This window comes from Patulibacter medicamentivorans, from assembly GCF_000240225.1.
Taxonomy (GTDB): domain Bacteria; phylum Actinomycetota; class Thermoleophilia; order Solirubrobacterales; family Solirubrobacteraceae; genus Patulibacter; species Patulibacter medicamentivorans.
Genome location: NZ_AGUD01000275.1, coordinates 1 through 10842, shown reverse-complemented (window position 1 = coordinate 10842; position 10842 = coordinate 1). Strand labels below are relative to the sequence as shown.

Annotated in this window: 10 protein-coding genes; 2 read left to right on the top strand and 8 right to left on the bottom strand. The window is 74.9% G+C overall.

All coding sequences use genetic code 11. The features are described from left to right. Positions 1-446: DUF2339 domain-containing protein (locus tag PAI11_RS19390; protein WP_040601040.1), on the top strand; the 446-nt coding region annotated here is incomplete at its 5' end. Positions 447-656: 210 nt separating this feature from the next. Here the strand turns inward: PAI11_RS19390 and PAI11_RS19385 are convergent. Further along, positions 657-2876, bottom strand: coding sequence for an MMPL family transporter (locus tag PAI11_RS19385; RefSeq protein WP_081488542.1), 2220 nt, complete (start codon positions 2874-2876; stop codon positions 657-659). Positions 2877-3019: 143 nt separating this feature from the next. On the opposite strand from PAI11_RS19385, the gene PAI11_RS26530 reads away from it, so the two are divergent. Then, on the top strand, positions 3020-3733 hold the full coding sequence (locus tag PAI11_RS26530) for a TetR/AcrR family transcriptional regulator (RefSeq protein ID WP_050897324.1): 714 nt from the start codon (positions 3020-3022) through the stop codon (positions 3731-3733). Positions 3734-3784: 51 nt separating this feature from the next. Here PAI11_RS26530 and PAI11_RS24810 read toward each other — a convergent pair whose 3' ends face one another. The 7 genes from PAI11_RS24810 to PAI11_RS19345 form a co-directional block, all read right to left on the bottom strand. Next, a complete protein-coding gene (locus PAI11_RS24810; protein ID WP_007577973.1) occupies positions 3785-4519 on the bottom strand; it encodes a hypothetical protein in 735 nt (244 codons plus the stop codon). Between the two features lie 151 nt (positions 4520-4670). Next, on the bottom strand, positions 4671-5852 hold the full coding sequence (locus PAI11_RS19370) for an ABC transporter permease (protein ID WP_007577971.1): 1182 nt from the start codon (positions 5850-5852) through the stop codon (positions 4671-4673). Then, positions 5849-6517 carry an ABC transporter ATP-binding protein gene (locus PAI11_RS19365; protein ID WP_040601039.1) on the bottom strand — a complete coding sequence of 223 codons (669 nt, stop codon included), beginning with the start codon at positions 6515-6517 and terminating at the stop codon, positions 5849-5851. Before PAI11_RS19365 ends, PAI11_RS19370 begins: the two co-directional genes overlap by 4 nt. After that, the gene (locus PAI11_RS19360) at positions 6514-7704 is read right to left on the bottom strand and encodes an efflux RND transporter periplasmic adaptor subunit (RefSeq protein WP_007577968.1); all 1191 of its coding nucleotides are present in this window, start codon (positions 7702-7704) and stop codon (positions 6514-6516) included. The genes PAI11_RS19365 and PAI11_RS19360 overlap by 4 nt, the downstream gene beginning before the upstream one ends. Next, on the bottom strand, positions 7701-8318 hold the full coding sequence (locus PAI11_RS19355; RefSeq protein ID WP_007577967.1) for a hypothetical protein: 618 nt from the start codon (positions 8316-8318) through the stop codon (positions 7701-7703). Before PAI11_RS19355 ends, PAI11_RS19360 begins: the two co-directional genes overlap by 4 nt. Positions 8319-8388: 70 nt before the next feature. Then, positions 8389-9939 carry a sensor histidine kinase gene (locus PAI11_RS19350; RefSeq protein ID WP_007577966.1) on the bottom strand — a complete coding sequence of 517 codons (1551 nt, stop codon included), beginning with the start codon at positions 9937-9939 and terminating at the stop codon, positions 8389-8391. Between the two features lie 4 nt (positions 9940-9943). Continuing rightward, complete coding sequence (locus tag PAI11_RS19345; protein ID WP_007577965.1) at positions 9944-10639, bottom strand: response regulator transcription factor; 696 nt, start codon at positions 10637-10639, stop codon at positions 9944-9946. Positions 10640-10842 lie beyond the last annotated feature (203 nt).

Below are 10842 nucleotides of genomic sequence, written 5' to 3'. Positions count from 1 at the left end.
CGCTGGTCGTCAGCCGCGTCGACGGCGACCAGCGGTTGCTCGAGGGCCTCCGTGCCTGGCTCGCCGTCACCGGCGGCAGCGGCGCGCTGGTCGCCGCGTCGGGCCTGACCGCGGCGCTGGTGACGGCCGCCGGCGGCGGCCCCGACGCGGTCGCCGTCGCGCTCGACGCGCTCTGGGCCGGCACCGCGATCGGGCTGGTCGCGGCCGGTCTGCTGCGACGCGCCGTCGCCCTGCGGATCGCCGGTCTGGCGCTGCTCGGGGCCGTCGCCTTCAAGGTCGCCGTGATCGACCTGGCCGAGGTCGAGACCGCCGGGCGGGTCGTGGCCTGGGCCGTGCTGGGGGCGCTGCTGCTGGTCGGGGCCGGGCTCTACGGCCGGCTGCGCCCGGTCGCCCCGCCGACCGCGCAGGAGATGGAGGCGCTGGAGCGGGAGGTGCTGGAGCGCTGAGCCGGGACGCGCTGGCGTCGTTTCGCCGCCTCCGCGCGTGGTGGCGTCACGACGCCCCGCGGAGCGCGGTGCGCAGACGCCGGCGCGTGGCGGACCGGTGGAGATGACGCCGCCGCCCCGTCCCGGAAGCGACGCGACCCGGCCAGATCGGCCGGGTCGCGAAGGTCCTGCGGGCCGCTCGCCCGGGCGGGCGAGCGGCGTGGGGGCCGGTCAGTCGGCGGCCGAGGCTGCCGGCGCCGGCGCCGGGCCGCCGACCGGGGTGCCGGGCGGGTCGACATTCTCCACCAGGTGCCCCTCGAGCGAGACGTTCGGGATCAGCCGGTCCATCCACTTCGGCAGCCACCAGGCCTTGTGGCCGAGCAGCGAGACCACCGCCGGGGCGATCAGCAGGCGGACGATCAGCACGTCGATCAGGATCGCCATGCCGAGGCCGACGCCGAACATCTTGCCGATCACGTCGTCCTGGGTCACGAAGGCCAGGAACACCGAGGCCATGATCAAGCCCGCGAAGAGCACGACCTTGGCGATCCGCGAGAGCCCGATGATCACGCTCTCGCGCGGGCCGTTGCCCTCGTTGTACGCCTCGTGCATCCGGCTGAGCAGGAAGACGTTGTAGTCCATGCTCAGGCCGAAGAGGATCGCGAACAGCATCACCGGGATGAACGAGACCACAGGCACGCCGCTGTCGGCCCCGATCAGGCTGGCCCCGATCCCGTCCTGGAAGACCGCGGTCACCACGCCGTAGGCGGCGCCGATCGACAGCAGGTTGAAGACCGCCGAGACCAGCGGGATCCAGAGCGAGCGGAAGGCGGCGATCAGCAGCAGCACCGAGAGCCCGATCACGACCGCGATGAACAGCGGCAGACCCGCGGAGACCTTGTCCGAGAAGTCCTGGAAGCCGGCGGTGTTGCCGCCGACGTAGACCTTGCCGGCGATCGGCGTCCCCTTCGTCGCGTCGGGGATCACGTGGTCCCGCAGCCGCTCCAGGGTCTTGGTGGTCTTCTCGTCCTGCGGGGCGGAGGTCGGCGTCGCGCCGATGATCGCGACCTTGCCGTCGTCGGACGGTCGGGCGCCCACGCTCTTGGCGATCAGACCCGGATCGCCGGCGATCGCGGTCTGCAGCTTGGCGACCGCGGCCTGGTTCCCGGCGAACCCGCCCGGGGTGTCGACGGCGATCAGGAACGGGCCGTTGGAGCCCGGGCCGAACGCCTTGGTCAGCTGGTCGTAGGCGACGCGCTGGGTGTTCTTGGCCGGCTGGTTGCCGTCGTCCGGCTGGCCGAGGCGCATGTGCAGCAGCGGCGAGGCGAAGACCAGCAGGATCACGACGCCGGCGGCGATCGCGGCCCACGGGCGGGCGGTGATCTTCTCGCCCCACGACGCGAAGGCGGTGGATGCCTCGACGTGGGAGCGCTTCTTCGGCTTCAGCCAGCGCGAGAACGCGCCGAGGAAGATCGGCAGCACGGTCAGAGCGGAGACCACGACCGCGGCCACGCCGATCGCCGCGCCGATGCCCATCTTGCCGATCATCGGGATCCCGATCACCAGCAGGCCGGCGATCGCGACCATCACGATCAGGCCGGCGGCGACCACCGACGAGCCGGCCGTCGCTGCCGCCTTCGCGGCGGCGTCGCGAACGCTGTCGCCGTTGGCCGCCTGCTCGCGATAGCGACTGACGATCAGCAGTGAGTAGTCGATGCCCGCGCCGAGGCCGAGCATGATCGCGATCGTGGTCGCGAACTCCGGCAGGCCGAGTGGCTTGGCGAGGGCGGCGAGCAGGATCTGGCCGACCATCACGCCGAGCAGGGCCCCGAGCAGCGTCGCGCCCATCGCGGCGCCCGAGCGGAACAGCAGCGTCAGCAGCACGATCGCGATCGCGACGCCGACCAGTTCGCCGACCGGCGCGTCCTGCTGCGCGGCGGTGTCGATCACGACGCCGCGCATCGCGACGTCGACGTGGCCGCCCTTCTCGGCGGTCCGCGCCGCCTTCTCCAGCGCTTCGCCGTCCTTCTTCTCGATGTCGGTCGGCTCGGTCGTGTAGCGGACCTCGACCGCGGCAAGGGTGCCGTCGGGCGAGAGCTGGCCGCCGCGGGCGAACGGATCGGCGACGCCGTCCTTGGGGGCGACGCCCTTCAGCTTCCGCACCTCGGCGAGCGCGCTCTCGACCGCCTGGCGGTTCTGCGGGTCGCTGATCTTGCCCGACTTGGCGGTGAAGACCAGCGTCGAGTCGGCGCCGGCGAGGCTCTTCTGGTGCTTCTGGAAGAGGTCGACCGCCTTCTGCGACTCGGCCCCGGGGACCTTGAAGTCGTCGGCGGCCTTGCCGCCGGCGCCGGCGGCGATGCCCAGCAGGACGACCACTGCGATGGCCGCGAGCAGGCTCCGCTTCCAATGATGGGTCAGCGCCCGGGCGAGGCGCGCGAGAAAGGCCGACATGATGCTCCTGAGCTGCGGGGTGGGACGGCCCGACGTGGGTCGAGCCGGAGCACCGTAGCACAGCGACTGCAAAATTGCATGTCCTGCAAATCTGCTTGACCGGTGAAAGTGCAGACACTGCAAGCACTCGCTACTGTTGGTCCATGAGCGAGCAGACGGTGGGGCTCGAGGGAGGCGCGATTCCCGGCGCGGGCACCAGCAACGGGGCATCGCCGCGCCCCGGCCTGCGCGAGCGCAAGAAGCAGCGGCGGCGCGAGACGATCGCGCGCGTCGCCCTCGAGCTCTTCGACCGTCAGGGCTTCGCGGCGACCACGATCCCGCAGATCGCCGAGGCGGCCGACGTCTCGCCTCGCACCGTCTCCTCGTACTTCCCGGCCAAGGAGGACCTGGTCTTCCCCGACACCGCCGAGTCGTTCGAGCGGCTCGACCAGCGGCTGCGTCAGCGGCTGCCCGGCGAGAGCGCGATGGACGCGCTGCGCGCGTGGATCATGGCCGAGCTGCCCGGGTGGGAGGGACGCGACGCGCAGCTGCGGATGCAGCGGCGCGTGATCGAGTCCGACGGCGGGCTGCAGGCGGTCGAGCGCCGCCACCACGCCCAGGCGGAGCGGCGGATCGCCGAGGCGATCGCCCGCGACCTCGGGTCGCCGGTCGACGAGCTGGAGCCGCGGATGGCGGCCGCGGCCACGATCGCGATCTTCGACGTCCTCGGCGAGCACCGCAAGCTGGCGCCGGAGGGCGGGCGAATCGCCCTCGCTGGCGAGCAGCCCGAGGCGCTCGTGCTGCTCGACCGCGCGCTGACCTTCGTCGCCGCCGGCGTCCAGGCGATGCGCGACTACGACGCCGATCACGCGGCCTGAGCCCCGGCCGCCGCGCGTCGCGACGGCCGGGGGCGCGGGATGCCTCCGGCGCTAGCTGCCGTAGCCGGCGGGCCCGTCCACACCGCCGCGCGGACCGCCGGGACCGCCGGGACCGAAGCCGTGGCGACCCGGCCCGCCGCGGTGACCGCCGCCGGGACCGAAGCCCGGGCCGCCGAAGCCGCCCCGGCCCTCGGGCAGGTTGGCCGCGAGCGCCTTCTCGACGTCGGCGGTGCTCTTGCCGAGCTGCTTGGCGAGCGCCGCCGCGAGCGCGCTGCGGCGGGTCGCCCGCTGCGCCTGGTGGTCCTTCTCCAGCTGCGCGAAGGCGGCCGTCACCTTCGCCTGGTCGATGCCGAGCTTCTTCGCCAGCGCGGCGGCGAACGCGTCGCGCAGCTTCGCGCGGCCGGCCTCGGTCGGCTTCTGCGTGCGGTCGCCGCGCTTCGGGCGCAGGCTGTCGTCCTGGCGCAGCGCCCGCAGCGCGGTCCGCAGATCGTCGCCGCTGACGCCCAGCGCCTTGGCCAGGTCGGCGCCGAGCTCGCCCTTCTCGGGCCGGTCCTCGCGGAGCTGGTCGCGGACCTTCCCGAACGCGGTCCGCAGCGTCGCGCTGCTGACGCCCAGGTCCTTGGCGAGGGCGGCGAGCCGGTCCTCGCCGCGCTGGCGCCACTGCTCGCGCTGGCCGGTCGACGGCCCGTCGCCGCCCTTCGGGGTCGAGTCGGCGCCGGCCTGGGTGATGACGGTCGCCGCGCCGCCGGCGAGCGCCCCGGTGGCGAGCAGGGCCGTGGCCTTCATTCGAACGGTCATATGGTCCTCGCGATCGTGGGGTCGCGGCGCAGGGGAGAGCGGCCGCGAACGTGATGGGACGACCGTACGCCCGCCACCTCAACCGGTCAGCAGCGGCGGTGAAGAATGCTTCTTCGGTTGCGGTTGGCGGGCGCGGGCCTCAGGCGCTGCGCAGCGCGTCGACCGGCGACAGCCGCGCGGCGCGGACCGCCGGGTAGAGCCCCGCGGCGGCGCCGATCACCAGCGCCGCGCCGAGGCCGCCGGCCAGGGCCTCGGGCGGGACCACCGCCTGCCAGCCGCGCTGATCGGCGTAGACGGTCGTCACCACCGCCCCCAGCGCCACGCCCGACAGCCCGCCGAGGCCGGACAGCAGCAGCGACTCGCCGAGGAACTGGATCCGCACGTGACCGCGGGTCGCGCCGAGCGCCCGTCGCAGGCCGATCTCGCTGCGGCGCTCGAGGACCGAGATCACCATCGTGTTGGCGATCCCGATCCCGCCGACGAGCAGCGCGACCGCGCCGAGGCCGAGGAACAGCCCGGTGAAGGCGTCGTCGGCCGCCGCCCGCGCGGCGAGCGCGTCGGAGGGCCGGCTGACGTCGACCTCCTCGGGGTTGGCGGGGTCGACCGTCGAGGACAGCAGCGTCGAGACCCGCTCGACCGCGTCCGGAGCGGCGCGGACGTAGATCAGGGTCGCCGAGCGCTCCGAGCCGAGGTAGCGCGCGGCGGCGTCGTAGCCGATCAGCGCCGAGCGGTCGAGATCGGGCGCCAGCGGCAGCGCGGCCATGATCCCGACCACGGCGTACCAGCGGCCGGCGATGTAGACCTGGCGGCCCGGACGGTCGACGCCGAGCCGCTCGGCGGCGACCGCGCCGAGGACCACCGACGGGCCGCGGCCGCTGGCGGCGTTGAGGAACCGCCCCCGCAGCATCCGGCCGTGCATCGTGGCCAGCAGCGTCGGATCGGCGGCCTGGACGCTGAGCCCGCCGGTCTCGTCGGGGTCGATCTTGTCGCTGCGCCGGACCGTCGCGTCGCCGAGCGACCGGACCGTCGCCACGCGGCCGACGCCGGCGACGCGGGCGATCGTCTTCGGCGCGCTCAGCGGCAGGGTGGTGTCCTCGCCGCCGAGCGTCTGCCCCGGCCCGACGGTCAGCAGGTCGGTGCCGAGCGCGTCGAGCTGGCGCACGAGCCCCTCGCGCGAGGAGGCCGAGAGGCCGAGGACGCCGACCAGGCTGGCGATCCCGATCGCGATCCCGAGCGCCGAGAGCAGCGTCCGCACCCGTCGCGAGCGCAGGCCCGAGGCGGCGACGCGGAGCACGTCGCCCAGCAGCAGCCCGCCCCTCATGCGTCGCCCACCAGACGACCGTCGTGCATCGTCATCCGCCGTGGCAGCTGGTGGGCCAGCTGCTGGTCGTGGGTGATCACGACGATCGTGGTGCCGGCGTCGTTCAGCGTCCGCAACAGCTCGACCACCGCCGCGCCGGAGCGCGAGTCGAGGTTGCCGGTCGGCTCGTCGGCGAAGACGATCGCCGGGCGGGCGACCAGCGCGCGGGCGATCGCGACCCGCTGTCGCTCGCCGCCGGAGAGCTGGTTCGGCAGGTGCATCGCGCGGCGGCCGATCCCGACCCGCTCGAGCGCGATCCGGGCCGCCGCCAGCCGCTGCCGGACCGGGGTCGCGGTGTAGAGCAGGCCGTGGGCGACGTTCTCCAGCGCGGTGACCCCGTCGAGCAGGAAGAACTGCTGGAAGACGAAGCCGATCCGGCGAGCGCGCAGCGCCGCCAGCGCCCGGTCGCCGAGGGTCGCGACGTCGTGCCCGTCGAGCCGCACGCGGCCGCTGCTCGGGCGCTCCAGCGTGCCCATGATGTGCAGCAGCGTCGACTTGCCGGAGCCGGACGGCCCGACGACCGCGGCCAGCTCCCCGGCCTCGACCCGCAGCGAGACGTCGTCGAGCGCCCGGACGCCGCCGGGATAGGTCTTCGAGACCCCTTCGAGGGCCAGCACGGCGCTCATCGCGGCACCACCACCCGGTCGCCCTCGCGCAGCCGGCCGCTGACCTCGACGTAGCCGTCGGCGAAGACCCCGGTCTCGATCGGCACCAGCCGACCGCCGCGCAGCTCGACCGCGTAGCGGCCGCTGCCGCGCGCGACGAGCGCCGTCACCGGCACGCTGAGCGCGTTCCTCGCGGCCTCGGTGGCGACCGAGATCGTGACCGGCGCGCGGTCCAGGCCGGTGCTGCGGGCGAGTCGCCCGCGCAGCCCGACGCGCAGCGAGACGGTCGCCTCGCCGCCGTCCTGGCCGGCCTTGGCGACCCGCCCGACCCGCTCGACCACCCCGCGGGCGACGTCGCCGTCGGGCAGCGTCACCTCGACCTTGTCGCCCTCGTCGACCGACGCCTGGCGGCTGGCCTCGAGCTGGCCGTTGATCACGCGCCGGGTGCTGGAGGCGTCGGTCACCGGCGCGCCCGGCGCCAGCCGGTCGCCGACGGTCGCGGCGTGGCTGCCGACGCGGACGGGGCCGCCGGTGAAGAGGATCTCGCCGAGCGGCACGCGACCGTCGGCGTCGACTCCGCGGGCGTCCTCCCAGCGCTTCACCGCCGCGGTCGTCGCCGCGCTCCACTCGCCGTCGGCGACCAGCGCGCCGTAGGGGTCGTAGCCGAGCGCGGCCAGGTTCCGCTGCAGCTGGCGGACGTCGGCGCCGTCGCTGACGCCGGACCGCAGCTCGCGGTACATCGGCACCGCGCCGTACATCACGAACGCGCTCGCGTGGCCGTCGAGCCACAGCAGCGGGCGCCCGCGCGAGACGATCGAGCCCTCGGCCCGCAGCCGGGTCAGGATGCCGGCGGCCGGCGCCGCGACCCGGCGGTCGCCGGCGAACTCGAGCGTCCCGTCGACGTCCTGGCGGTCGACCAGGTCGCGGCGCTCGACGGTCGCGACGCCGGTCGGGACCGAGCGGTTGACCTCCGGGGTCGCGGGCCGGGCGCCGTCGCGGGTCAGGATCCAGGCGCCGGCGCCCGCCGCGGCCAGCACCGCGCCGACCGCCACGGCGCGCCGGCCCCACCGGCGGCGCGGGAACGGGTCGTCGAGCAGCGGCCGGTCGTCGCGCGGATCACCGTCGCGCGGCCGGTCGTCCCCCGACCCGGCCCGCAGCTCGGCCGTGACCGGGTCGAGCGCCTCGTCGGTCGCGTCGGTCGGGCTCACGGGGCGTCCGAGGTCGACATCGCGGGGGCGGCGGACCCGCCCGGACCGTCGCCGAGGAACTTGCGGCACTGCTTCTCGGCGGCCTGGAACCTCGGCTTGCGGGGATCGGGCCCCGATCCGGCGCTGGCCCCGCCGTCGTCCGCGCGCATCGTCATCCTGACGCCGCCGTCGCCGCTGAACTTCGGGTCGGGCATGTCGATGCCGTGGTCGCGCATGCACTTGGCGAAGCGCAGCATCCGGTCGCGCATCTTGGCCTGCTCGGCCGGCGAGGGCGGCGGCCCGGCGCCCTCGGCCAGGAACGCGCTGCAGGCCTTCTCCGCCGCCTTCATCTTCGGCATGTCGAGCTTGCGGTCGGTTGCCTTGCCGCCGCCCGGACCGGGGCCGATCGCGATCGCGACCTCGCCGCTCTGCTGCTTCGGGTCGGGCATGTTGACGCCGTGCTGGCGCATGCACTTGGCGAACTTCAGCGCGCCTTCGTAGGCCTTCTTCGACCCGGCGCCGGGGCCGTCGTCCTTGGAGCTGGCGCCGCAGGCGGCGAGGACCGCCGCGCACAGGGCCAGGGCGGCCAGCTGGGCCAGTCGCGCGAGGGGAGGGGTGCTTCGGAGGGTGAGCATCGCCCCCGGAATCCGATCGCCTGGCGCTGAGAGCGCCGTGAGAGCGACCGAGGATCACCGTGAGCGGCGCCTAGGAATCGGGTGAGAGCGGCCGGCTGGCCGGGTCACCGTCCGCCGGCGGCAGGGTCAGCGTTAGCAGCGCGCCACCACCGGGCGCGTTGCTCGCGTCCACCCGTCCGCCATGACCCTCGGCGACGTGCCGCACGATCGCCAGCCCGAGCCCCGAGCCGGGCAGCCCGCGGGCACTCGACGAGCGCCAGAAGCGGTCGAAGACGTGGGGCAGGTCGGCGGGGGCCAGGCCGGGGCCGTGGTCGCGGACGGTGACGGTCCCGTCGCGCACGACGACCTCGACGTCGCCCCCGTCGGGACTGAACTTGGCCGCGTTGTCCAGCAGGTTCGAGACCGCGCGGCTCAGCCTCGTCCGCGATCCGCGCACGAGGCCCGGCGAGCGGTCGAGCGCGAACCGCACGTGCGGGGCGTTGCGCTGGGCGCGGGCGACGGCCTCGGCGACGAGCCCGTCGAGCGCGAGGTCCTCGGGCTCCTCGACCAGCTGCTCGCGGGGGCGGGCCAGGTCGACGAGGTCGCCGACCAGGACCGTCAGCTCCTCCAGCTGCTCGCGCACGTCCCCCAGCGCCTTGGCGCGCTCGGCCTCCGGCAGGTCGTGCGCCCGCTGCAGCAGCTCGATGTTGGCGCGGGCGCTGGTCAGCGGGGTCCGCAGCTCGTGGGAGGCGTCGGCGACCAGCGAACGCTGCGCGTCGCGTGACGCCTCGAGCGCGCCGAGCATCCGGTTGAACGACCGCGCCAGCCGCCCGAGCTCGTCCTCGCCGTGCTGCTCGATCCGGTGGCCGAGGTCCCCGGTCTCGGTGACCTGCTCGGCGGTCTCGGTCAGCCGCGCGACCGGGCGCACGGTGGCGCGCGAGACGGCCAGTCCGAGGCCGCCGCCGACGGCGAGTCCGCCGAGGCAGACGCCGAGCAGGATCCAGCGCAGCCGGCCGAGCGTGTCGTCGACCTCGCTCAGCGGCCGCACGATCTGGATCGCGCCGCCGATCGGGTCGCGGATGGTCAGCATCCGGGCATGGGTGTCGCGGATCGTGACGTCCTGGAACAGCAGGTCGAGCTCGCCGCGAGCGACCGCGCGGACCGCCGAGTCGACCGGCAACGCCGCGGTCGCGTCAGTGCTGAGGACGCTGCCCGTCGAGGTGATCACCTGGGCGACTCCGGTCGGGCCCCCGAGCTCGTCCCGCGGCAGGAAGACCCGGAACTGCTTCTTGCCCTTGGCGTCGGCCAGCCGCCGCTTCTCGGCCGTGACGTCGCTCTTGCGCGCGGGGCGGGCCAGCGAGAGCCCGCCCTCCGGGGGCGGGCCGACCGCCTCGCCCTTCCGGATCGCCATCGCGTCGTCCTCGGTCGGCGCACGGTCGCTGCCCTGGACCGACCCGGAGGCCCTGCCGCCGATGGTCATGGCCGGGGCGATCGTCACCTGCGGCGCCAGCTCCCTGAGCGCGCTGTCGACCTGGCCGCGGAGGTTGTCGCGGACGATCGCGTAGGTCACGACGGACGCCAGCACGATCGCCAGCGAGACCGCGGCGGCGGTCAGGAGGACCAGGCGGCGGCGCAGGCTCATCCGCTCAGCCCGCCGTCGGTCGCAGGACGTAGCCGACGCCGCGGACCGTGTGCAGCAGCCGCGGGGCGCCGCCCTGCTCGAGCTTGCGCCGCAGGTAGCCGACGTAGACCTGGAGCGCGTTGGAGGTCGGCCCGAAGTCGTAGCCCCAGACGGCCTCGAAGATCTGCTCCCGGGTCAGCACCTGCCGCGGGTGGCGCAGGAACAGCTCCAGCAGCAGGAACTCCGTGCGGGTCAGCTCGATCTGCCGCCCGCCGCGCTGAACCTCGTGGGCGCGGCCGTCGAGCGTCAGGTCGTCGACGCGCAGGATCCGGGCGCCGCCGTTGTCGCTCTCGCCCTCCCACTGCGAGCGGCGCAGCAGCGCCCGCAGGCGGGCCAGCAGCTCGTCGAGCTCGAACGGCTTGGGCAGGTAGTCGTCGGCCCCGGCGTCGAGCCCGTCGACCCGGTCGCCGACCTGATCGCGGGCGGTCAGCATCAGCACCGGCGTGTGGTCGCCGGCCGCGCGCAGGCGCCGGCAGACCTCGAGCCCGTCGCAGCCGGGCATCATCACGTCGAGCAGCAGCACGTCGGCCGGCGCCGACGCGTGCTGCTGGAGCGCCTCGATCCCGTCGGCCGCCAGCAGCACCTCGTAGCCCTCGTGGTGCAGGACGCGCTGGAGCGCCGTGCGGACCGCCGGCTCGTCGTCGACGACCAGGACCGTCATGCGGGCATCTTCCCGCAGCAATGTGAGAGCCGTGTGAGCGGCGCGGGTGCCCGCGCCGCCCCGGCCCGTGCGATCAGCGGCGCACGGTCCGCTGCGCCAGCACCGTCCGCGTCCGGCCGCTGGTGCGGCTGGCGGCGCGCACGGCGACCCGGTAGCGGCCAGCCGGCAGCCGGCGGAGCGCGCGGCGGATCGTCGTCGCCCGC

Bases quoted from the DNA above. Each gene is read 5' to 3' on its own strand.
- PAI11_RS19365 (WP_040601039.1), bottom strand. From the start codon at position 6,517: ATGAGCGCCGTGCTGGCCCTCGAAGGGGTCTCGAAGACCTATCCCGGC.
- PAI11_RS24810 (WP_007577973.1), bottom strand. From the start codon at position 4,519: ATGAAGGCCACGGCCCTGCTCGCCACCGGGGCGCTCGCCGGCGGCGCG.
- PAI11_RS19345 (WP_007577965.1), bottom strand. From the start codon at position 10,639: ATGACGGTCCTGGTCGTCGACGACGAGCCGGCGGTCCGCACGGCGCTC.
- PAI11_RS19370 (WP_007577971.1), bottom strand. From the start codon at position 5,852: ATGAGGGGCGGGCTGCTGCTGGGCGACGTGCTCCGCGTCGCCGCCTCG.
- PAI11_RS19385 (WP_081488542.1), bottom strand. From the start codon at position 2,876: ATGTCGGCCTTTCTCGCGCGCCTCGCCCGGGCGCTGACCCATCATTGG.
- PAI11_RS19355 (WP_007577967.1), bottom strand. From the start codon at position 8,318: ATGCTCACCCTCCGAAGCACCCCTCCCCTCGCGCGACTGGCCCAGCTG.
- PAI11_RS19350 (WP_007577966.1), bottom strand. From the start codon at position 9,939: ATGAGCCTGCGCCGCCGCCTGGTCCTCCTGACCGCCGCCGCGGTCTCG.
- PAI11_RS26530 (WP_050897324.1), top strand. From the start codon at position 3,020: ATGAGCGAGCAGACGGTGGGGCTCGAGGGAGGCGCGATTCCCGGCGCG.